The 22,518-nt window shown below is 39.1% G+C and carries 17 protein-coding genes and 1 pseudogene; 13 read left to right on the forward strand and 5 right to left on the reverse strand.

Annotation, left to right across the window (positions count from 1 at the left end):
* Nucleotides 1-13 precede the first annotated feature (13 nt).
* The 9 genes from EUBDOL_RS00325 to EUBDOL_RS00365 all read left to right on the forward strand — a co-directional run bounded on the left by EUBDOL_RS00325 (nt 14) and on the right by EUBDOL_RS00365 (nt 10,695).
* On the forward strand, nt 14-772 hold the full coding sequence (locus tag EUBDOL_RS00325) for an HAD-IIB family hydrolase (protein WP_004797396.1): 759 nt from the start codon (nt 14-16) through the stop codon (nt 770-772).
* 84 nt (nt 773-856) lie between these two features.
* On the forward strand, nt 857-2,122 hold the full coding sequence (gene cdaA, locus EUBDOL_RS00330; protein ID WP_004797397.1) for a diadenylate cyclase CdaA: 1,266 nt from the start codon (nt 857-859) through the stop codon (nt 2,120-2,122).
* On the forward strand, nt 2,122-3,492 hold the full coding sequence (locus tag EUBDOL_RS00335; protein WP_004797398.1) for a CdaR family protein: 1,371 nt from the start codon (nt 2,122-2,124) through the stop codon (nt 3,490-3,492). Before cdaA ends, EUBDOL_RS00335 begins: the two co-directional genes overlap by 1 nt.
* Before the next feature lie 17 nt (nt 3,493-3,509).
* Nucleotides 3,510-4,850, forward strand: a complete 1,341-nt coding sequence (gene glmM, locus EUBDOL_RS00340) for a phosphoglucosamine mutase (protein ID WP_004797399.1) — start codon at nt 3,510-3,512, stop codon at nt 4,848-4,850.
* Nucleotides 4,851-5,002: 152 nt separating this feature from the next.
* Complete coding sequence (locus EUBDOL_RS00345) at nt 5,003-5,662, forward strand: response regulator transcription factor (protein ID WP_004797400.1); 660 nt, start codon at nt 5,003-5,005, stop codon at nt 5,660-5,662.
* Nucleotide 5,663: 1 nt separating this feature from the next.
* Nucleotides 5,664-7,070, forward strand: a complete 1,407-nt coding sequence (locus tag EUBDOL_RS00350; RefSeq protein ID WP_004797401.1) for a HAMP domain-containing sensor histidine kinase — start codon at nt 5,664-5,666, stop codon at nt 7,068-7,070.
* Between the two features lie 157 nt (nt 7,071-7,227).
* Complete coding sequence (locus tag EUBDOL_RS00355) at nt 7,228-7,932, forward strand: alpha/beta fold hydrolase (RefSeq protein WP_004797402.1); 705 nt, start codon at nt 7,228-7,230, stop codon at nt 7,930-7,932.
* The gene (locus tag EUBDOL_RS00360) at nt 7,925-9,502 is read left to right on the forward strand and encodes a Mur ligase family protein (protein ID WP_004797403.1); all 1,578 of its coding nucleotides are present in this window, start codon (nt 7,925-7,927) and stop codon (nt 9,500-9,502) included. Before EUBDOL_RS00355 ends, EUBDOL_RS00360 begins: the two co-directional genes overlap by 8 nt.
* 50 nt (nt 9,503-9,552) lie before the next feature.
* The gene (locus EUBDOL_RS00365) at nt 9,553-10,695 is read left to right on the forward strand and encodes a D-alanine--D-alanine ligase family protein (RefSeq protein WP_040462716.1); all 1,143 of its coding nucleotides are present in this window, start codon (nt 9,553-9,555) and stop codon (nt 10,693-10,695) included.
* A gap of 165 nt (nt 10,696-10,860) precedes the next feature.
* On the opposite strand, the gene EUBDOL_RS00370 is transcribed toward EUBDOL_RS00365, so the two are convergent.
* Nucleotides 10,861-11,334, reverse strand: coding sequence for an HD domain-containing protein (locus EUBDOL_RS00370; protein WP_004797405.1), 474 nt, complete (start codon nt 11,332-11,334; stop codon nt 10,861-10,863).
* Nucleotides 11,335-11,398: 64 nt separating this feature from the next.
* The gene (locus EUBDOL_RS00375; protein ID WP_004797406.1) at nt 11,399-11,599 is read right to left on the reverse strand and encodes a cold-shock protein; all 201 of its coding nucleotides are present in this window, start codon (nt 11,597-11,599) and stop codon (nt 11,399-11,401) included.
* A 270-nt stretch (nt 11,600-11,869) separates the two neighbouring features.
* Between EUBDOL_RS00375 and EUBDOL_RS00380 the strand changes: the two genes are divergently transcribed.
* On the forward strand, nt 11,870-13,315 hold the full coding sequence (locus tag EUBDOL_RS00380; RefSeq protein WP_004797408.1) for a leucine-rich repeat domain-containing protein: 1,446 nt from the start codon (nt 11,870-11,872) through the stop codon (nt 13,313-13,315).
* Nucleotides 13,316-13,499: 184 nt separating this feature from the next.
* Here the strand turns inward: EUBDOL_RS00380 and pepF are convergent, their stop codons facing one another.
* Nucleotides 13,500-15,260 carry an oligoendopeptidase F gene (gene pepF, locus EUBDOL_RS00385; RefSeq protein ID WP_040462719.1) on the reverse strand — a complete coding sequence of 587 codons (1,761 nt, stop codon included), beginning with the start codon at nt 15,258-15,260 and terminating at the stop codon, nt 13,500-13,502.
* Nucleotides 15,261-15,409: 149 nt separating this feature from the next.
* On the opposite strand from pepF, the gene EUBDOL_RS00390 reads away from it, so the two are divergent.
* A complete protein-coding gene (locus tag EUBDOL_RS00390; protein ID WP_004797410.1) occupies nt 15,410-15,910 on the forward strand; it encodes a GNAT family N-acetyltransferase in 501 nt (166 codons plus the stop codon).
* Nucleotides 15,911-16,072: 162 nt separating this feature from the next.
* Here the strand turns inward: EUBDOL_RS00390 and EUBDOL_RS00395 are convergent, their stop codons facing one another.
* Nucleotides 16,073-18,835: a bacterial Ig-like domain-containing protein gene (locus EUBDOL_RS00395; RefSeq protein ID WP_040462721.1), complete on the reverse strand. Its 2,763-nt coding sequence runs from the start codon at nt 18,833-18,835 to the stop codon at nt 16,073-16,075.
* A 181-nt stretch (nt 18,836-19,016) separates the two neighbouring features.
* Here EUBDOL_RS00395 and EUBDOL_RS00400 point away from each other — a divergent pair, with 181 nt between their 5' ends.
* Nucleotides 19,017-19,280, forward strand: coding sequence for a metal-sensing transcriptional repressor (locus tag EUBDOL_RS00400; RefSeq protein WP_040462724.1), 264 nt, complete (start codon nt 19,017-19,019; stop codon nt 19,278-19,280).
* A 10-nt stretch (nt 19,281-19,290) separates the two neighbouring features.
* Nucleotides 19,291-21,924: a heavy metal translocating P-type ATPase gene (locus EUBDOL_RS00405; protein WP_004797413.1), complete on the forward strand. Its 2,634-nt coding sequence runs from the start codon at nt 19,291-19,293 to the stop codon at nt 21,922-21,924.
* A gap of 129 nt (nt 21,925-22,053) precedes the next feature.
* On the opposite strand, the pseudogene EUBDOL_RS11965 reads toward EUBDOL_RS00405, so the two are convergent.
* Nucleotides 22,054-22,496, reverse strand: a pseudogene (locus EUBDOL_RS11965) (IS1634 family transposase); the annotation flags it as partial.
* Nucleotides 22,497-22,518: the final 22 nt, after the last annotated feature.

Below are 22,518 nucleotides of genomic sequence, written 5' to 3' on the forward strand. Positions count from 1 at the left end.
ATGAGGTAGGGACATGAAAATCTTAGCAAGTGATTATGACGGAACACTTAGAGTAAATGAAAAGGTAGAAAGCTATGATTTGGATATGATTCATAAGCATCGCGCAGCAGGGAATCTATTTGGCTTGGTAACTGGTCGCAGCATGGAATCCATTAAGGCCGAGATTAAGGGGAATGGAATCGAAGTAGATTTTGTAATTGCCAATAACGGCGGAGTGATTTACGACAAGCAGTTTCAAAAGCTTCGCTGCATTTATATGGATACGCAGGCAGCACAGGAAATCATTGCCTTTATTAAGGGTAAAGAGTGCGCCTCTTATGTTATCAATGATGGATACCATCGTCATAAATATATCGTAAATGAAGCAATCGAAGATGTAAAATATGGGAATATTCCCACACATGCCAAAGATGAGGTTTACCAAGGAAAGGTTGCACAGCTTGTGGTTTCTTTACAAGATGACAGCCTGGCACATACAATTGCAGCTTACATCAATCAACGATTTGCAGCTTATGCGGTAGCGTATGTAAATGTCAATTGTGTAGATATCGTGCCTGTGGGGATTAGCAAGGCTGATGGAATTACCTATTTAAAGGAACGCTATGGTTGGGAAAAGGAGAATATTTATGTGATTGGTGATTCTTATAACGATCTTCCGATGCTGAACGCATTTCATGGCTTTACCCTTTTCCATGCCAAAGATGAAATCAAAGCCAATGCGGAGGCTGTCTTTGCGCAGGTCGGTGATTGTATCAAAGCTTTACAGGCATAAACAGCAGTGATTTTTGAGCAGGAAAAACGATAGCTAGCCTTACTTAGTTTGTGATATAATATAAAATACGAGAGGAGTGTGCTTATGTTCAGTTACTTCACGTTGGATAATCTTTGGACATTGTTATGGCAGATGGTAGATATCGGCTGTGTTTGGGCACTTGTATATTATTGTCTGCGAATTGTCAAAAATAATTCCAGAACCATTCAAATCTTTAAAGGGGTTTTGTTAATTGTTATCATTCGTTTTGTGGCAACGAAGGTAGGGCTGCATACGATTGCAAGCTTAGCCGATTCGATTATGAATTGGGGTGTGGTTGCGATCATCATTATCTTTCAGCCGGAGATTCGAAGCATCTTGGAGAAAATCGGGAAAACAAGTGTTTTCTCCGGTATTTCCACTTTAACGATCAATGAACGTGAAAATCTTGTTAACGAATTGGTAAAGGCATGTTCCGAAATGTCTAAGACCAAGACCGGAGCCTTGATTTCCATTGAACAAGGACATTCCCTATCCGATTTTATTAAAACTGGTACTTCCATGAATTCTGTGGTATCCAGTGAGCTGTTATGCTCTATCTTTCAATATGGAACACCACTGCATGATGGTGCGGTTATCATACAGGGTGTGAAAATTGCCTGTGCGGCTGCATATTTTCCACCGACGACTCGCGAGCTTCCAACCAGCTATGGGGCAAGGCATCGAGCGGCGGTAGGAATTAGTGAAATTACCGATTCGATTACGATTGTCGTTAGTGAAGAAACCGGTAATATTTCAATCGCTCAAAACGGTACGCTGACGGTTATGTCGGAGGCAAGCCTTAAGGAATTCTTGTTAAGCATCGTGGGTAATCAATCCACTGCGAAAGAAAAAGAAGAACAGCAGAAAGAAACCTTGAAGGAGCAGGAGGCTGTTCATGGTAAAAAGCCGGGTGTCTTTGCTCATTATTTTAAAGGCAAAGGTCGCAAGACAAAGGATAGCAGTGAGACAATAAGCTATACAGAGAAAAAGAAAAAAGAGGAAAGCGTAGATATTATTCAGCCGGAAACGGATTTGCATGACAAATTGGAAATCGAAGATTTGGCACAGAAGCAGGCAACCGGATTGGATCAGCTCTTTGATAATATTCTGAATGAGGGCGATAAAAAGGAAGAGGCAAAGCCGAAAAAGAAACGTAAAAAGAAAGCGGCACAGACTAAGGAAACAAATGCATCTAAAGAGGAGAATCCGAAAAAGGAAGATGGATTAAGCACACTTGCCCACATGTCGCAGGAATTGATGGAAGATGTCGTGGAACCGGAAACGATCGTTCTTCACTATGAATCTGATGAAGAAGGGAGAGATTCCTAATGGCAAAGAAAAAGAAGAAGGTTGAATTAAGCAGTGAAGGGAAAACCGAGCTGGCGAAAGCGATAGCAGAAAAATCTCAAAACTTTGCGAAAACGTATGCGCGCATCGAAATTTTAGTCAGCCGTTTCTTTCGTTGGTTAAGCGGTTGGTTGGATCGTTTGTTGTTTAATCAGAAGCATGGCAAGGCAGTGGCGTTGATTTTAGCAATTCTTCTATATGTTACCTTCAATGCGGCAGATGCGAATATCTTTGAAACGACAAAAAGTGCACAGGAGCTTGGAAATTATAAGATTTCACAAGTCATTTCAACACAGAATTATGAAGTGAGCGGCTTGCCGCAAAGTGTTAAGGTTACAGCAATCGGGGATTTATCGGATATTCAGGGAATCAAACAGCGAAGTGGAATTCGCGTAGTAGCGGATATGACCAATTTAACAGAGGGTGTTCATGAGGTAAAGTTCACAACAGAGGGAGCTCCCTCACAGGTGGATTTGGTCGTAGAGCCAAGCAGTGCTATGGTAACGATTAAAAAGAAATCCATTCGTAAATTCAGTGTCGGCTTTGACTATTTGAATCGCAACAGCATGGATCCGATTTATGATCTAAGCGCACCGGAAATGGAGCAGGGAGAGGTGCTTGTTCGTGCCAGTACCGATACCTTAGATAAGATTGCTTATGTTAAGGCCTTGATCAAAGTAAATTCCGGCATTACAAGTGATTTTGAAACAAAAGCAACGGTGTATGCGTACGATGGAAATGGAAAACGTATGAATGTCGATATTATTCCTAATAAGATTCCGGTAAAGGTAAAAGTAACAAAGCCTAGCAAAGAGGTAGCTGTTGTATTGAATCCGACCGGAACAATTCCTAATGGTAAAGCGATTGAATCCTACAGTATAGATTATCCGAAGGTTACGATTTTTGGAAATGCTTCTTTGTTGGAAGGAATCAAGGAACTGCCGATTACGATACCGGCATCAACTTTAACAAGTGATCGTGAAATTACGATGCCGATCATTCTTCCAAACGGAGTTACGAAGGTATCACCAAAAAATATTGTAAATATATCTATCAAGCTTGCGGATATGAAAACAAAGGATATTGATGATGTAGATATCAAGATCAGCAATGCGACAGCAGGCTATACTTTCTATTTTGAAAACAAAGATAGCACAACGGTTACCTTAAAGGGTGCGGAAAGTGTTATTGAGGCTATCAAAAAAGAGGATTTGAGCGTAACAGCAGATGTATCGAAAATAAACAAGGAAGGTGTTTATGAGGTGCCGCTGTTAGTAAGTGGAAAGAATCGTTTAGCAAGCTATGAATTGCAAAATGCGGTTATAAAGGTTCGTGCCGTTAAGGCGAAGTAAGGAAAGGAAATGTAGTTATGGGAAAGTATTTTGGAACTGATGGTGCACGTGGACGTGCCAATGAAACCTTGACGCTTGATATGGCTGTCAAGATCGGACAGTATTTAGGTTGGTATTATGGTCAAAAGCGTCATGCGAAAATTTTGATAGGAAAGGATACGCGTTTATCCAGTGATATGTTTGAAATGGGATTAGCAGCAGGTGCTACCTCTACCGGCGCAAGTGTTTATCTGCTTGGGGTATGTCCGACTCCTTCAGTATCGTATTTGATTCAAAAGGAACATTTTGATTGCGGAATTATGGTAAGTGCTTCACACAATCCATTCCATGATAACGGGATAAAGCTGTTTAACGGTAATGGCTGTAAGATGAATCCGGAGATAGAAGAAAAAATCGAAGCATACATTGACGATAACAGCACAGAAGATGTCGTAGTTGCCAAAGATGAGCGTATCGGCAGTGTCATTCCTTGGAGTGAAGGCTTAGAGCTTTATGAATCTTGGTTAAAATCAATTGTGCCAATGGATTTAAATGGAATGCATATTTTATTGGATCTTGCCAATGGTAGTGCAACCAGCTGTGCTGCGGAAACTTTAGCTGCGCTTGGCGCAACCGTAGAAGTTATTCATTCCGCACCGAATGGTATCAATATCAATACGAAATGCGGTTCTACTCACCCGGAGGAATTGCAGCGTATGATGAAGGAAGGAAATTACGATGCCGGCTTTGCTTTTGATGGTGATGCCGATCGTCTGATTGCCTGTGATGAAGATGGAAACCTAATCAACGGGGATTATACAATGTTTATTTGCGGTTGTTATATGAAGGATAACGGACTATTAAAGGACGATGTTGTTGTAACTACGGTTATGAGCAATCTTGGCTTATACCATGCCTTTAAGGATAAAGGTATTCGCTATGAACAAACGGCAGTTGGAGATAAATATGTATTTGAATGTATGAATGAGCATGGTTATTCCATCGGTGGCGAACAATCCGGTCATATTATCTTCCATGCACATGCCAATACCGGTGATGGTTTGTTAACGGCGATGAAGCTTTTAGAAATCATGAAAAATACCGGTCAGTCATTAAAACAGCTAGGTGCGGATTTGTTCATTTATCCACAGCTTTTAATCAATACACCGGTAAAAGATAAGCATGCGGCATTAGAAGATGCCGAGCTATTAGCGGCAGTTGATGAAGTTGCTAAGGAATTGGGCGATGAAGGAAGAATTTTGGTTCGTCCAAGTGGTACAGAGCCGCTAGTGCGTGTAATGGTTGAAGCCAAGACAGATGCACTATGTGAGAAATATGTTTATCGTATTGTTGATTTTATCAAAGAAAAAGGACTATAGGATATAGAAGCAGAAATTGACGGTAAAATACCTGAGATTTCTGTTTTTCTTTATGTCCTTATCCCATAGAATTCACAGTATTTCATGGGAAATCATGTGAATAGCTTTTTTTTTCGACGTTTTTCGATTACAATAATAACGAGGTGATTACAATGAAAAAGGTCATTTGTGTTGTTGAAGATGAAAAGGCAATCAACGACTTGGTAAATCAATATCTTAAAAAAGAAGGATACGAGGTGCGTTCCTATTATACATACGAAGAAGCAAGTGCACATGTGATGGACGATGATGTACATTTGTGGATATTGGATATTATGCTTGATGATAAAAGTGGCTTTGATCTAATCGAGGAGATTCGTTTACAGGGAAAGGAAATTCCGGTTATTTTCATGTCAGCACGTGATAAGGAATTTGATCGTATCATCGGATTGGAAAAAGGAAGCGATGATTATATTACAAAGCCATTTTCACCGAAAGAGCTTGTCTTACGTGTTAATAATGTTATTAAGCGTGTTTATAAAGATGCTACTAACCGCATAATGATTGATGGCTATGAGCTTGATGAGGAACAACGTAAGGTATTCGATCATGGCAAGGAAATCGATCTAACAACAAAGGAATTTGATTTGTTGATGATGTTTATCAAAAATAAGGGAATGGCCTTTAATCGTGATAAGATCTTAACAAGTGTTTGGGAAGAAAACTATTTCGGCAGTGATCGTGTAGTCGATGATACATTGCGTCGTTTACGTAAAAAGCTTCCGAATTTAAATATTCATACCATTTACGGTTATGGATATCGCTTAGGATAATATGAAGCGTTTTAATGAATTTATTAAACAGCTGTCGCTTACCCAACAGCTGTTTGCGCTAGTCTTTTTCTTTGTAACCTTCTTTGCGGTCTTTTTCTTTGTGTATGTAAATGGCAGCATCAACGGAGCAATTCGCGAGCAGCAGTTTGAATTGTTGGATAAGACACAGCGCAATTTGATTATGAATAATCAGACGGAAATGGCAAATGAAGAGATTTTATATTTCAGTGCTTCTGGAATTGATTCCATGACAGTACGAATTGCGGAAAAAGACGGACAAAATGTGATCATTGTCGATCCGGTCGTAGCAGATATTTTAAAAATCGATCCAAGCTCTGCCGAGTGGAAGAAAATTGGTAAAGACGCCATTTATATTGCGGAGAACAAAGATGATTTATACAATGCGCATGGAACGGTGCAAAATGCAAATGAGGATTTGAATAAGGACTCATTTTATTGCATTACCAAGCTAGATAATGATTATATGCTAATATCAAGAACATACAGTGATAATCTTGGAAAGCTGCAAAATATCTTGATCAATAGTGTTGTATATATTACGGTTATCGTTGTCGGCTTCTTTTTCATTATTTTGTTGATGTGGGTATTGACATTGCTACACCCATTGAATCAAATACGTAACTATATTGAAAAGATCAAGCTTGGCAAGGATGCCGAATTAAAGCTGAACCGTAAAGATGAAATCGGTGAGCTTGCTGATGCACTTGTGGCGATGCGTGATGAGCTGCGCAAACAAGAAAAGACAAAGGAAGAAATGATCCATAACATTTCCCACGATTTGAAAACTCCGATTGCGACGATTAAATCTTATGGAGAAAGTATTAAAGATGGTATTTATCCATACGAGACCTTGGAGAAGAGTGTTGATGTTATTATCGAAAATGCCGATCGTTTGGAACAAAAGGTGCATTCATTGCTGTTTATGAATCGTGTAGAATATTTGATTTCACAAGATTGTGAAGGGATTCGTACAGATATGAAGGATACCATAGAGCTAGTCATTCAAAATATTAAAGTAATCAAACCGGAAATCGAAATCAAGACGGAGCTGCAGGAAACCTTCTTTGACGGGTTGAGCGAGCCATGGCGTGTAGTTGTAGAAAATATCATTGAAAATGCTTTGCGCTATGCGAAAACGACGATTGAAATTCATTTGAATGAAGAGGAAGGATTGACGATTGCTAACGATGGTCCGTGTATGGAAGAAGATCGTATAAAAACCTTATTTAAGCCTTATGAAATGGGACAAGGCGGACGCTTTGGACTAGGCTTGTCTATCGTTGCAAAGGTATGCAGTGCCAATCATTATGAGGTCTGTGGAGAAAATACTGCCGATGGGGTAATCTTCCGCATTTATCGTGAAAAGGATAGCGATAAGAAACGCTGATAATATGATGGTGAAACAGGATCGAAGGAATATTTGTAAGGAATATTGCTTCGATTTTTTTTGTTAGTAATTGAAACAGCAACAGGAAGTAATAAATGTGGCTTTTCGTTCAACTTCGACAAAATCTCTCATATACTTTATATAAGGAGGTAGGCTTATGGAAAGTGGAGGAATTTTTTGGAACGTAACATGCGAGGGGAGCGGAAAAGCAATTGTCTTGCTTCATGGCTGGGGACAAAATCAATATATGATGAAGTTTATCGCCGATCATTTTCGTCAGGATTTTCAGGTTGTTAATTTGGATCTACCGGGATTTGGCGAAAGCGACGAGCCGAAAACGGTTTGGAGCATTGGTGATTATGTGAAGGCGCTGCATCAACTATTAGAGGATTTACAAATCACGCAGCCGATTTTAATTGCGCATTCCTTTGGGGCTAGAATTGCTTTGCGCTATACCTTGATGTTTCCGGTGGAAAAGATGATTTTAACCGGTGCAGCCGGAATTAAGGCAAAAAGAGGAATTTCCTATTATGTACGAGTATATAGCTATAAGCTTTTAAAAAAGCTGCATGTTTCTACGCGTATGGGGAGCGAGGATTTTCAAAATGCCAGCTTGATTATGAAGGGTGTTTTATGTTCCTGTGTGAATGAGGATATCCAAGATGAATTAAAAAATATTACGTGTGAAACTTTGTTGGTTTGGGGAGAGTATGATACACAAACACCGCTTTCGATGGGGAAAATAATGGAAGAGAAGATACCCAATGCAACACTCATTGTTTTAAAGAAGCAAGACCATTTTGCTTACTTTTACCAAAGTCAGCGGTTTTTGAGAATTTGTGAGGCATTCCTTTATGCTTAATATCACACAAGGAACACTTTTTATATTGTGTTTACTCTTTCTATGGGTGCCAACCAAAAAAGCACTTTTACTGTATCAGCAAAATCGTTATCAAATGCAGCGCTATGATCGCTCACTAAAAGATGAGCTATGCTATCATAAGGAGCATTTAGAGAATATCTGTGCATTGTTAGGCGTGTATGTGCTGCTATTTGCACGTAAGGAGGATCTGCCTTGTTTATTCATTATGCTGCTGTTGATGTATGTATTGGTGCTATGGCGCAAGGAGGATACAACAGCGTATCGTAAGCCGCTAGTCTATACGCATCGCGTCAAGCGCTACCTTTGTATTTGCTATGTATGCTATGGACTCATTGTTTTTTATATGTTACAAATATTCCAACTGTATTTAATGATTCTTCTTTTTCCTTTTTTCTATCTGCTGCCATGGCTTTTGTTAATACCGCTTGGAATAGCTCTACTGCCATTGGAAAAGCAAATTCAAAGCATGTATATGAAGGAAGCAAAACAGCTGCTGCAACAGCATCAAAACCTGCATATTATCGGCATTACGGGAAGCTATGGAAAAACAAGTGTGAAGCATATTCTTTATCAGCTGATTGCTCAGCAGTATTATACTCTGATGACTCCGCATTCCTATAATAATAAAATGGGAATTACTCTTACTATTCGTAAGCAATTACAATCTTTGCATGAGGTGTTTTTATGTGAAATGGGGGCAGATCATGTCCATGAAATCTCTGCCTTAATGGCTTTTGTAAAACCAAGTTGGAGCATTGTTACAGCGATAGGTCCGCAGCATCTTTCCACCTTTCAAACGATGGAGCATATTGTGCATGAAAAGATGCAGGCGATTGAATGTTTACCAAAAGATGGGATTGGATTTCTGAATATAGATAATGCATGGATTAGAGAATATCCTATTCAAAATACATGCCGTATCGTTACCTATGGAACACATGCAGCTGCTGATTATCGTATCAAGGATATTGTGTATTCCAAGCAGGGAGCTTCTTTTAAGATACATGTAAAGGGAGTTGATTATGCGTTTCATACAAAGCTTTTAGGAAAGCATAATGTTGTGAATATTGCTGCCGGTATTGCTGTCGCTCATTGCTTGGGAATTGAACTTAGTGTACTTCAAGAGCTTACCAAACATCTTCCCTATGTGGAGCATCGCTTACAATTACGCCCTACTTCAAGCTATACCATGTTAGATGATGCTTATAATTCCAATGTCGAAGGAGCAACGTATGCCTTGGAGGTTTTGGCGAAGATGGAAGGAAAGCATATCGTTGTAACACCCGGATTTTTAGATTTGGGAGATATGGAGGAAAACGCACATGTCCGATTGGGAAAGCAATTGACACAAGTAGCCGATGAGGTGATTTTGGTAGGACAGCACCAAAGCAAGCATATTGTTAAGGGACTCCAACAAGCACAGTATGATAGTCGGCATGTTTATGTATGTGAGAATATTCAGGAAGCCTTTGAGCTTTTAAAGCAGCTTGCGACAAAGGATAGTGTGGTTTTGTTTGAAAATGATTTACCAGATGCCTTTAACCATTAACCGTTTTTGGGCTTTTGCATAGACTGATAGTAAAGGAAGGGAATGATGCTATGAGAATCAAGGTTGTTGTTGCATTTGGCGGCGAATCGGTTGAGCATGAAATCAGTATTCTTTCTGCACATCAGGTCATGCAGGCTATGAATCCTATGAAATATGAGGTTATTCCGTTGTATATTGCAAAAGATGGGCGTTTGTTGTATCACCCGTTGAATACGGAATTGGAACGATTTGAAAATTTGGACAAGGTGGAAAGGGAAGGATATGAGGTAAGCCTACAGCGACGAGGGAATCGGTTTTATATGTGCCCGAATAAATATTCCTTTTTACGTAAGGAAATTTCCTTTGATATGGTTTTTCCCATTTTGCATGGAACTCATGGAGAAGATGGAACCTTTCAAGGTTATTTAAGCACTTTGCATATTCCTTATATCGGTTGTAGCGTGTTGGGAGGAGCTATCGGACAGGATAAGATTATTATGAAACAGATCCTAGAGGATAGTGGCTTACCGGTTGCACCATGGTTTTATTGGACATTGTTGAAACCGCTCGATGATACTTTTTTTCGTAAGGCAGAACGTTTAGGTTATCCGCTGATTGTCAAGCCTGCAAATTTAGGTAGCAGTATTGGAGTCGCAAAGGTTGAAAATGAGGTGGAATTGCATCGAGCGATGATTGAAGCCTATCAATACGATGGTCGGGTGGTAATTGAAAAGGCAATCGAGCATGTACAGGAAATAAATTGTGCAGTGTTGGGTGATGAGCAGACATGCGAAGCAAGTGTCTTAGAGGAGGTCTTGAGTAGTAAAGATATTTTATCCTATGCAGACAAGTATGTGTGTGGGGAAGGCGTGAAGGGAATAGTAAATACTCGACGTTGTATTCCGGCAAGGATTGATGAGGAGTTGGCTTTGGAAATACAAACATTAGCGAAGGAATGTTTCCGCTGTTTATGCGCAAGTGGAACCGGACGAATTGATTTTTTATATAATCGGGAAACGAAGGATTTATATATCAATGAAATCAACACCATACCCGGTTCATTGGCTTTTTATTTATGGGAGAAATCCAATCTGCCATTTCCGAAGTTGATTGATCGTTTGGTTCAGATTGCCAAAAAACGCTATGCTCAAGAACAAAAACGTGTATATAGCTATCCGGTGAATATTTTGCGATTACAAGGAAAAGGTAAATAATGAATAGGTAGAGTGGATACCCATTATGGGGATATCAGCGATAAGGAAGCAATGTATGCTTTTGGTGAGTATTGGCTTTGTAAGAAGTTTATGATAGAAGCATAGGTTATAAAGTAATAAGTTTTATTGATAATAGAGGATATTAAAAACAAGTGATGGTGGGAATCACTTGTTTTTCTTAAGCTCCTTCAATATCGTGTATAAACGATGGCTTTCGTTTGGGGAGCATTTTATATTAGGGTTGTATAAATAGTGTTCTAAGGTATCGGCATCTTTTAACAACTCGCTTAAGGAGTCGTTTCCATGCGCAAGCTTGTTGCTGTGATTGGCAATGGCGAGGGTTATTTGTTGAATTTCATGATCACAAAATAATCCACTAGCGGCAAGAAGCTCTTTAGCAAGCTGTGCACTTCTTTGAGCATGGGTGCGATGTGGGTGATTTTCGGCATAAATCGAAAGATCATGAAGCATTGCACCGATGCAAGCCAGCTCATAATCAATATGACGCAAAGTAGCCAGTAAAGCGGCATTGCTAGATACCCCATAGGTGTGGGTATAGGCAAGGCGTCGTATCATCGGATCTTGAATACGGTCGATGATAGTGTCCACTTGTATGCGGATATATTCCAAACGATCCATAGGCTTTCTCCCTTCAAATAATTATGAAAAAGGTTCGGAAGCTACCGAACCTTTTTTAACAGAATTATGCTACTGTAACGTTAGCAGCCTGCTCACCACGATCGCTTTCAACAACGTCGAATGTAACAGCCTGTCCTTCCTCTAAAGTTTTGAATCCGTCAGCATTGATGCTTGAATAGTGCACAAATACATCTTTGCCTTCATCTGTAGTGATGAATCCGTATCCCTTTTCTGCATTAAACCATTTTACTTTACCTGTACTCATGTGTAGTACCTCCTTATAAATGTTGAATAAGAAGCACTCGAATGTATTGAACAATCACAAACCGAATCATTGTACATTGAGTTGCATAAATACAATTTCAGTTTGGAACGAAATCATAATTATTGCTTTTTATTACTCATTAACAGTATCATGATTGCCTATAAAAGTCAATCAAAACAATGGGAATTTGAAAATGCCACAAAGTGTTTCTATCCCCTAAAAATTGCGGTATAATAGGAATAGAACATAGCAGCAAAGGGAGGTAAGATTATGCTTATAAAAGATGAAATGCTGCGTGGTGCGATTGCTCGAGCATTGCGCATTACGGAAGATAAGATTACAAAAGAAGAAATGAAAAAGTTGATACGATTATCCGCAAGATCCTGTGGAATCGTGTCTTTAGAAGGCTTGGAATATGCGGAAAATCTAACCTATTTGGATTTATGTGCCAATGCGATCGAGGATCTGACACCAATTAAGGGCTTACGGGAAATAGAATACCTAAATGTATCGAAGAATATGCTGCGTGATATTCAAGCGCTTCGTGATTTTCGCCAATTGGTACGTTTAGATTTATCGCGTAATAATCTATATACGATGGATATCAGCGCTTTGGCGGGCATGCATAATTTGGAGGAATTGAACCTAGAACGCTGTAAGGTAGATAATCTTATGTATTTGGAAAATGTAAAGAAGCTGAAAAGATTGCACGTCGGTATCGAAAACGGTCCGTTTCCATTAAGTATTTTAGGTATGTTGGATAATCTTGTAGAGGTACACATGAATAAAATGTGGCTATATGATATTGCGGATCTAACCTATCTTAAAAAAATCGAGGTCTTGGATTTATCTACCAATCTTTTCCGCGATCTTTCTCCGCTGCAATATATGAAACAAACCTTACGTAGCTTAAATTTGACGAACAATATGTATTTGCATGATTTAAGTATGCTAAAGGAATTTCCGAATTTAGAAATTTTAGAGATTTCTTATGATTCCGTTGATGATTTTTCATTCTTGAAGGAATTGAAGAACTTAAAGGAACTGCGTGCTACGGAGAGCAATTTATGTGATATGCGGTATTTGCATGGCTTAACCAAGCTGGAAAAGCTAGATGTTTCCAGCAATCGTTTGATTCATACCGAAGAGCTTGCGCAGATGAAAAAGCTGCGTTATTTCAAGGCGTGTGGCTGCTTCCTTGATAATATTGATTTCTTGAAGGACGCAAAGCAATTGGAAGAAATCAACGTCTACAACAATCGCATTAAAAGCATTGATGTTTTAAAGGGTTGTGAGCACATGACAACAATGGACGTAGGAGCGAATAATATTAAGGATATTTCATCTTTGGCAGATATGAAAAATTTAGAATGTGTTGGTTTATCCCATAATGTTATTACCGACTTAACACCATTAAAGGATCTAACAAATCTGGCAAGTATTGATCTATACAATAATGTCATTACTGATCTAACTCCGTTGGAAAAGCTTGTAAATCTTTCTTCTTTGCGTTTGGATCATAATGGAGTTATGGACTTAACACCACTTGAGCATTGTGAATATTTAAGCTCATTGACCTTAAAGGCTAATTATGTTTCCGATGTAACTCCATTAAGCAAGCTGAAGCATCTATATGAATTGCGATTAGACGATAATCCGATAGAAGATATCAGCATGTTAGAGGATATGGAGTATTACGATAAGTTTTCATATTAGAAGCTGTCATTTGTTTAGAAAAGAAAGGCACAGATGCCAGAGTTTAAGATTATTACGGTAGATACTAAAAAAGAGATTTCCATTATGGCTGTTTAAAGTAGTCATTTAGGAAATCTCTTTCTTTTTCGTTGTTTATTATTGAGCAAGTTGTTTTTCTATCGGCATAGTTAATAGAAAATTCCTTTTAATGCAATATATCTTTCAGCTCCTGTAGCTTTTCAGCAAAGAATTGGAAGGCATCATCGTAAACGTAGTTTTCACGAGGATCGACACCACCATGTACCAATTCATCAATCGGTGATTCACTTCCGCCTTTATGCAAGAAGGCAAGATAGTCCGCTGTATCGCCTTGTAAAATCTTTTTCGCAAAGCACAGTGCCACAGACATACCTAAGGTATATTTATAAACATAGAAGTTGTAATAGAAGTGAGGAATGTGGTAACAACCATAGCGTTGTAAATCATCTACGATAACACCATCACCAAAATAATTTTTATTTAAGTCATACCATAGAGATGTTAAGGCATTGCTGGAAATCGCTTCGACTTTTTCAATCATTTCATGTAAACGGCATTCAAATTGTGCATACATTGGCTGACGATATAAGGTTCCAACGAGTTGATCTAATAAATTGCTTAATAAGTAGGCTTTATATTGCGGATCATCACTTGTTTTTAACAGATATTCATTTAATAAAATTTCATTTACGGTTGAAGCTACTTCGGCTACGAAGATTTTATAGTCGCAAAGCATCGGACGATTGGCTCTGCGAGAGAAATAGCTGTGCATAGAGTGTCCCAATTCATGAGCTAATGTACTTAATGACTCATAGGTACCATTAAAGTTGGTTAAGACAAATGGCTTGGAATCATAAGAGCCACCGGAGTAGGCACCGCCGATTTTCCCTTCACAAGGCATGAAATCTATCCATCTCTCGTCCTTTGCTTTTTGCAGTAAGGAAACATATTCTTCACCTAAAGGAGCTAAGGCTTTTTTTAGAATATCAAAGCTTTCATCAATCGTATAGGAAATATCAATGTCGGATACCATCGGTAAGAAAATATCGTATGGGTGCTGCTCCTCTAATTTTAAAACATGCTTACGATAACGGAAGTAATCATGCAATCCTTCACGATATTTCACATTTGCCATATCAAGCACTTTATAGAACAGCTGTTCATCAGCGCCATCGCCAAATAGACTGGCTTGTAAAGCACTGTCGAAATTTCGCATGCGTGCTTCAAATACCTGCCCTTTAGCGTGTCCGCTTAATAGGTTCATAAAAGTGTTTTGATAACGTTTGTATTCACCGAAGAAGTTTTCAAAGGCTTCCTTACGCACATTCGCGTCGCTGTTATGGAGGAAAGAGTGATATGTAGAATCACTTAAGAATTGTAGCTTTCCATCAACCATAACATCGGGGTATTGCAAACGGAAAGCTTCAAAGGTATCAGAGGAAATACGTTCTAATTCACTGACCTTAGCCATGATGGCTTCTTTTTCTTCATCTAAGCGATGGGGAATCGTACGGAAGAGTTCCTGCATCGGATAACGGAAATCTCGGCAGTCCTCCTCCTTTAGCCATTCTTCGATGATTTCCTTATGCTCAATGATTTCCAAAGGTACAAAGCTTAAGGCAATGACAGATTGTTGGTAAAGGGCAAAGGATTTGGATAGGTTTTCCTGTTGTTGAATATTATCCGGTTCTACGTCTGTAGCCATGTGTGCATAGCTGGTTAGGTTGTTGATGTAGCGCTCAAAGGTTTCCTCATCTTCCATAAAACCGATATAGCTTTGCAAGTTATCGCTAATATGACCTTTTCTTGCACTTAAATCGGTTAATAAAGCTTGTGCGGCTTCGTATTGCTTGTCAAATGCTGCTTGATTTTCAAACAGACTGGATAAATCCCATGTTAGCTGTGTTTCGATTTCATTATGTTTCATTTTATCACCTCTATGTAGTATTGTATAAGAAAGCATAGAAAATCACAAGGCTAACAAAGCAGGAAGTGCATTTTCATTTGTGGTGCCTATCTTTTCACGGCATGATTGCTGTATAATAATCTTCATAAAAAGGTAGGGAGGAAAACGGAATGAGAGTTGAATTAAGAAAATGGTCAATGGCAGATAAGCAAGCTTTGATTACAATATGCAATCAAATCGATCGAAGCTATTTATCCGACCGTTTGCCGAATCCATATACAGAAGCTTCGGCAGATTGGTGGCTGCATAGAGTAGAAGAAACGGAAGGAAAATGTGCAATCTTTCGTGAAATCGTGGTTGATGGAAAAATTATCGGAACGATATCCGTTGAACAAAAGGCTGATGTTTATCGCAAAGACGGAGAGGTTGGATATTATTTGTTAGCGGATTACAGTAGAAAAGGAATTATGAGTGAAGCTTTGCGACAGATTTGTGAGCTTGCGTTTCAAGAACTGGATATCTTGCGAATTAGCGGATTGGTATATGAGCCAAATGCTGCATCACGAAGGGTGTTGGAAAAAAATGGCTTTGTTTTGGAAGGTACCATGAAACAAGCAGTAATAAAAGATGAAAAGATATATGATTTATGTGTTTATGGGAAAATTAAATAAAGCTGGAAAAATAAGAATATTTAGATCTTGTGGTTAAATAAAAAAGCCCGAGGGCTTTTGAAGTAAAAGACCAGATGAGGTATGGTAATTTATTGTGATACCTCATCTGGTTTTCTTATACGATTCGATATGGATAGTAAGGTGTAACGCTTTTATAAAACACTAGGCTTTGAATGGTTTTATTTTTCGTTTGCGCATGTAAAGAATCAAGGCAAGTAAGGCAAGCGTTAATAAAATGATGATACATGGCAGTAGGATATAAACTTTGATGTAATCCTTGCCGTTTTGCTTAATCGTATTGACCTCCTGAAAGTCTTTGCTATGCGTGATGCTATCGGCATGTTTCCAAACAACAGCATAATGACCGAGCTTGTCATTTGGAAATACGATGCGGTTCTTACTTTGGGTTGTCGGCAGCTGGTATATATCCTTACCGGAAATATAGTAAACGCTGTAAATACGATGATCAATATCTTTCTTCGGTTTTTGAATGGAATAAACAAGCTGAGATTGCAGCTTTAAGGTAGAAAAATCATCGGTTCCTTCAATGGCTAAATAGGAGGCGACATTCATACCATTGGCTTTTGCGACCTTTTCAACGAATTGCTTTTCTTCTTTTGGAATGTCATTGTTTACATCAAGACGTAGTGTTTTCGGCATGATATTATTTAAAAAACTGCTTTCTCCTTGCAAAGCAATACTTAATCCGCTGACTTGCATATCGTAGGTGTCGTCTTTGATGATTACGCTGTATCGCGGCTCTAAATTTTCCTGCAATATACGGTCGATTACACGGATTTGATCACGTGGTAATACCTGCATATCAAATTGCCCCAATTGATTACGCAGACGTATTAGTTCGTCTAATGCTTCACTATTTAAACCGACCTTTCCCATATAGGTTTTAATAACATGAGCGGCTTGTTTTTTTACATCGTTGATACGTTCTTCTTGTTGATTATCCATTTCAATATCATAATAGGTGGTAGAACCGCCATAGGTAATGGTTAAGCGTTGTTTTCCGCTTTGATCGTTATGAAAACCACTGACCATATCATTGTTTAAAGCAACCTCTTTACTGCTGCCATCTTCAAAGGTAACACGAATCTTTCCATGTTTTAAATTTAAGGTATCACCGAGATTATACTTTGTTTGTGGCTTTTCGATGACTTCAATGTTTTTGATATGTTTATAGGTAGCCTTATAGGTTAAGGCATTGGTGGCAGGCTCAAGTGTAATATCCCAACCATCAAAAAGCGCATTTTCTTTGATCGGATCTAAAATAACGGGCATTTGTCCTTTCTCCACGAAAAGAGTGATGCTTGATGTATTCGGATAAAAGCTTCCGTCTACGGCATCGAAGGTGATCGGAAGATAGCTTTTGTTTGCAGCTTTTTCAGCTCCTGTTATGACATCAATATCATCGGCTTTGACATATCCGATACTGGTAGCAAAAGGATAGCTACCATCTTGTATAGACTCCTTGGACTTGGTAAGTGCAATATCGCTTTGTACCTGATACCATGTCCCACTTTTATTTTTGATCTTCTTTTGGAGAATAAAGCTGGCATCATAGCCTTCCTCAGTGGTATAAAGCAGTTTTGCCTTTTTTGAAGCACTTGCATATACCTTGACAGCTTGTCCCTGTGCAATCCCTAATTGATAGTTGTTTTCGTCTTGATAGCCCATATCACGATCCATACGCATAAAATAAGAGGCAGACTTTTCACCCCAATAGGGATCACTGGCATAGGCAACATTCATACCACCGGCCTTGTTTCCAAAGTATCCGCCATAATATTGGAAGGCTTCGGGATTTAGATAACTTTCACTAAGGTAATGAAGGGCGTGAGAATATACGCTTGCTGCTACGCTTTGATAGCGTGAGGCACTCTCCTCCGCACTGGAATCGAAGGCGGCATGTCCGAATAGGTTATTTTTATTATAGGCAATATAGCTTTTTCCAAGGGCACTTTCGTTTAAGGATAAGGAAAGCATCATCAACGCATTGGCACCAAACTGATTCTGGTATTGAAAAAAGGCTTCGCTATTACCATATAATAGGGATTGTGTCAGAATATCATGCACATAGTTGTCGGTATCATAAAAATTTGTGATATTGGCTTGAAATCCAAGGTTTTGTTTGAAATAGCTTTGGATTTGTTTGGGTGTATAGTCGGTGGTAGAACGATGGTCGAGATATTGATAGTAGTTGTAATAAGGTTTTTTTGCATTGATGGCATGTTGGTGTGTTGCAAGGCGTTCGTCCTTGATCAACTGATCGTATGCTTCATAAAAATAATGGGTATCATAGCTGTAATAGGTCGTACTCTCTTTTAAATAGGAGGGAGCTTTGGAAAGAGGCAAAACACTGGAAAAGCTGGGACTTGTAGCACTGGATTTTAATTGATGATACAAAATACCGTCTTTTACGATAAAGCTAGAAACATTGGGCAGCTTTTCAATTGGATATACGGTTAGTGCGGTTGCATCGCTCCAAGCGACAACACCGGAAATTTTGAATTTTATTTGGTTGGTATAACTGTCATATTCCAAAAAAGCCGCATCGCCTCCATAGCAGCCGTTGAGATAGCCATTGGTGTTTGTTTCATCAAGTATATAGTCGGTATTTAAGCTACAATCGCTATTGGTTGGAAAAGCAACGACACCTTGCTCAACTTGTAAAAAGCTATCACCATAGGTAATCCCGAGGTTGTTATATTTTTTGCTAAGACGTTGAAAATTTTTTTCTGCTTCTGTATAGCTGTCATACGTATTTAGCAGCTCATATTCGCCTTTTTCGCTTGTATTGACAAGGTGATAGCGCTCATCTTTTGGTAAAGTAGCTTCCTTTGCTTGCATTGGCAACAGGGAGCTTGCGCTAAAAGCGATAAGTAAGGATAATGCTATCCATGTTTTTTTCATAAGGAATCCCTCCATAACTAGTAAGTTTTGTATAAGTTAATTATAGCATACTTATTTCTAGGCGTATTTTTTACTTTTCGAACGATTTTGTAAAGGGAATACAAAGGCGTCTGTATTGACAAACGAAGATGGAAAGAGTATGCTTTCTTTATACCCCATACCTATGGGGAGGGAGGTAGACATGACAGAAGAAAGAGAACAAGCGCTGATTACGTTGAAAACAGCGAGAGGTCAAATAAACGGAATCATAAAAATGATTGAAGATGTCCGCTATTGTATGGATATATCCAATCAGATCCTAGCAGCAGCTTCTTTGTTGCGAAAAGCCAATGTGCATGTTTTAAGCGGGCATTTGCATAGCTGCGTCAAAGATGCCGTGAAGCAGGGAGATGTAGAGGAGAAGTTAAAGGAAATCGAGGATACTTTGAAAATAATTTTACGATAGGAGGCGTATGATGCAACGAAAATATAAAGTAAAGGACATGCAATGTGCAGCTTGTGCGGCAAGTGTAGAGCGTGTGTTAAATAAGCTTGAGGAGGTTGATGAGGCAAGTGTAAACCTTGTGGCTGAGGAGGTAAATATAAAGGCAAAGGATACCTTAAAGGAAGAACAGCTGTTTGAAGCTGTGCGAAAGGCCGGTTTTGAGCTGTTTCCGACACAACCTTTACATACGCAAAGCTTTCGTGTAGCAGGTATGCAATGTGCGGCTTGTGCAGCGAGTGTGGAGCGTGTACTAAATAAGCGAGAGGAAATCGAGTCGGCAAGTGTTAATCTTGTTACCTCACAAGTAACGCTTTGTTATCGCCAATACCGTATCGAGGATTGGAAGCGGACAGTGGAAAAGGCAGGTTTTCAATTGTTAGAGGAAGAACACTTAGAAGATATTGTGTTGGATATTGAAGGTATGAGCTGTGCTGCTTGTGTTTCTTCCTTGGAAAAAGCGTTGTCGCAGGCAGATGGAATTCAAAAGGCAGAGGTTAATGTATTGTTAAACAATGCTTCTATTACGTATGACCAAAAGAAAATAAAGCTGCCGGAAATTTTGCAAATTATTGAAAAGGTCGGTTTTCAAGGGCATGTGAAAAAAGAAACGGTACAAAAGGAAGTGCAAAAAGATTATACCGGTCTGCGAGTTTATGTTACATTAGGTGTTGCAGCGGTTTTACTATATGTTGGAATGTCGCACATGCTGGGACCTATTCAATTACCACTTCCCAGAATCATACATTATACGTATCACCCTTTGAATTTTGCTTTGATTCAATTTATTTTGGCAACGATCATTCTCATATTGGGCAGACGTTTTTTCACGCGTGGCTTTAAGGCATTGATTCATAAGGCACCGAATATGGATACTTTGGTGGCGGTAGGAACCGGAAGTGCTTATATATATTCCTTATATTCTTTGGTAATGATCATGCAAGGCGATGTGCATGCGGTTCATAAGCTGTACTTTGAATCTGCCGGTGTGGTAGTAGCGTTGGTACAATTCGGAAAGCATTTGGAAAGCTTATCGAAACAAAAATCAACAAGTGCAATTTCAGCCTTGTTACAGCTGCGTCCAAGCACTGCAACCCTGTGGAAAAACAATGCTGAATTTGAGGTGGCACTTGATGAGGTATTACCACATGATCATTTGGTGGTAAAAGCAGGAGAAGGGATTCCGGTTGATGGAGTTCTTGTAGAGGGTAGTGCGCATGTTGATGAAAGTATGCTGACGGGGGAAAGCGTACCGGTGAAAAAGAAAAGCGGAGATCAGCTTATTCAGGGAACGATCAATATGGACGGTCGTATCGTGATGGAATGTACGGCAACGCAGGAGGAAACAACATTGGCGAAAATCATTCAGTTGGTGGAAGATGCACAAGCTAAAAAAGCACCGATTGCTCGTATCGCCGATCGAATTTCCTTGTATTTTGTTCCGATGGTTATGTTGATTGCCGTCATTGCCTTTCTTGCTTGGTATTTGGCTACGCAGGATTTTGCTTTTGCATTGACGATTTTCGTTAGTGTTTTGGTTATCGCCTGTCCTTGTGCTTTGGGTTTAGCAACACCAACTGCCATTATGGTTGGAAGCGGAAAGGCGGCACAATCCGGTATTTTCATGAAAAGTGCAGAGGCCTTGGAAATTACCAGTCATATTGATACCATTGTTTTTGATAAAACCGGTACAATTACTATCGGAAAGCCGGTTGTTACCGATTGTATTACAAATGCAAAGCAAGCTGATGTTTTGCGTTTGGCAGCGGCTTTGGAAAGTGGAAGTAAGCACCCTTTTGCGCATGCCATTTTAACTGCTGCGAAGCAACACCAATTAAAGCCGTGGAGTGTAAAGGATATTCAAACCAAAAACGGGAAAGGATTGGCAGCATATGATGAAGGTGTGGAAATCTTAGTCGGAAGTCGTCGGTTTATGGAGGAAAACAAGGTCGATATTTCTGCGTATATAGCTGAGGCGCAGAAACTATTGGCACAAGGTAAAAGTGTTGTTTGGGTGAGTCGAGGAGAGGCTGCTTTTGGAATTCTTGGTATTGCTGATGAAATCAAGCCTAAGGTTCGTGAGGTGATCGAGCGTTTAACGAAGCGAGGCATTGAGGTATATATGATGAGTGGAGATCATCGGTTAAGTGCACAAACCATTGCTAAGCAAGCAGGGATCTCTCATGTGATTGCCGAAGTATTGCCACAGCAAAAGGGAGAAGAAATCCAAAAATTACAGGCGCAAGGAAAAAAAGTTGCGATGGTAGGCGATGGTATTAACGATGCAATTGCATTAACGCAAGCTGAAGTTGGTATTGCTATCGGAAGCGGTAGTGATGTAGCATTGGAAAGTGCAGACATTGTATTGATGAAAGATAATATAGAAGATGTTGAAACAGCTATTCGCTTATCGGCAGCGGTAATTCGCAATATTCATCAGAATTTATTTTGGGCATTCTTTTATAATAGTCTAGGAATTCCGTTGGCAGCAGGAGTATTTTATGCTTTCGGAGGTCCGCTGTTATCTCCGGTATTTGCCGGTGGAGCGATGGCACTTAGCTCGGTAAGCGTAGTAAGCAATGCTTTACGATTGAAAAAATTTCATTAAAATATTGGAATTATGATGAAAAAAAGCAGAAAGTATAGTAAAATCTCATCTTTGACAGCTAGAGAAAAAAATACCTCAAGAAAAAGCTTTAAATAAGCCTTTTTTGAGGTTTTTTGTTTATGTAGCTAACTATCGTAATATCTTGCTTTCTTTGATGATGCTTCTCATTTTTGATTTTTTTATGATTTCTGTATCTGTTCTAAATCCAAATAATTCGTGTAATTTATCTGTTAAATCGTTTCTCGTATACGTGGGGATATAACCATATTCATCTATCTTACATACATTCATATTCCTTAATGTATTGATAATGGTCCTAGTTGTATAATTTTTCTCTAACTTAATTTCTAGTAAACGATATATCATTAGAGAGACAAACAAATGAGAAAGTGAGCTTTAATTCGATCTTCTCGTTGAAGATAAACGGGTCTAGCTTCAAATTCTGTTTCATGATTTTAAGCACTCTTCAATTTGCCATCGTTGTCTGTTTATATTGATAATTCTGAATATCCCTTCAAATCGGTGCTACAGCGAAATCCATCAACATTTCTCGTTTGAATTACACTTTCATCATTCTATATGTTCAGTTGCTGC

This window comes from Amedibacillus dolichus DSM 3991, from assembly GCF_000154285.1.
Taxonomy (GTDB): Bacteria; Bacillota_I; Bacilli_A; order Erysipelotrichales; family Erysipelotrichaceae; genus Amedibacillus; species Amedibacillus dolichus.

Excerpts from the sequence above, each read along its gene's own strand:
- cdaA (WP_004797397.1), top strand. The coding sequence starts at position 857 with ATGTTCAGTTACTTCACGTTGGATAATCTTTGGACATTGTTATGGCAG.
- pepF (WP_040462719.1), bottom strand. The coding sequence starts at position 15,260 with ATGAAACATAATGAAATCGAAACACAGCTAACATGGGATTTATCCAGT.
- glmM (WP_004797399.1), top strand. The coding sequence starts at position 3,510 with ATGGGAAAGTATTTTGGAACTGATGGTGCACGTGGACGTGCCAATGAA.
- EUBDOL_RS00355 (WP_004797402.1), top strand. The coding sequence starts at position 7,228 with ATGGAAAGTGGAGGAATTTTTTGGAACGTAACATGCGAGGGGAGCGGA.
- EUBDOL_RS00350 (WP_004797401.1), top strand. The coding sequence starts at position 5,664 with ATGAAGCGTTTTAATGAATTTATTAAACAGCTGTCGCTTACCCAACAG.
- EUBDOL_RS00360 (WP_004797403.1), top strand. The coding sequence starts at position 7,925 with ATGCTTAATATCACACAAGGAACACTTTTTATATTGTGTTTACTCTTT.
- EUBDOL_RS00400 (WP_040462724.1), top strand. The coding sequence starts at position 19,017 with ATGACAGAAGAAAGAGAACAAGCGCTGATTACGTTGAAAACAGCGAGA.
- EUBDOL_RS00345 (WP_004797400.1), top strand. The coding sequence starts at position 5,003 with ATGAAAAAGGTCATTTGTGTTGTTGAAGATGAAAAGGCAATCAACGAC.
- EUBDOL_RS00325 (WP_004797396.1), top strand. The coding sequence starts at position 14 with ATGAAAATCTTAGCAAGTGATTATGACGGAACACTTAGAGTAAATGAA.
- EUBDOL_RS00380 (WP_004797408.1), top strand. The coding sequence starts at position 11,870 with ATGCTTATAAAAGATGAAATGCTGCGTGGTGCGATTGCTCGAGCATTG.
- EUBDOL_RS00365 (WP_040462716.1), top strand. The coding sequence starts at position 9,553 with ATGAGAATCAAGGTTGTTGTTGCATTTGGCGGCGAATCGGTTGAGCAT.
- EUBDOL_RS00405 (WP_004797413.1), top strand. The coding sequence starts at position 19,291 with ATGCAACGAAAATATAAAGTAAAGGACATGCAATGTGCAGCTTGTGCG.
- EUBDOL_RS00390 (WP_004797410.1), top strand. The coding sequence starts at position 15,410 with ATGAGAGTTGAATTAAGAAAATGGTCAATGGCAGATAAGCAAGCTTTG.
- EUBDOL_RS00395 (WP_040462721.1), bottom strand. The coding sequence starts at position 18,835 with ATGAAAAAAACATGGATAGCATTATCCTTACTTATCGCTTTTAGCGCA.
- EUBDOL_RS00375 (WP_004797406.1), bottom strand. The coding sequence starts at position 11,599 with ATGAGTACAGGTAAAGTAAAATGGTTTAATGCAGAAAAGGGATACGGA.
- EUBDOL_RS00335 (WP_004797398.1), top strand. The coding sequence starts at position 2,122 with ATGGCAAAGAAAAAGAAGAAGGTTGAATTAAGCAGTGAAGGGAAAACC.
- EUBDOL_RS00370 (WP_004797405.1), bottom strand. The coding sequence starts at position 11,334 with ATGGATCGTTTGGAATATATCCGCATACAAGTGGACACTATCATCGAC.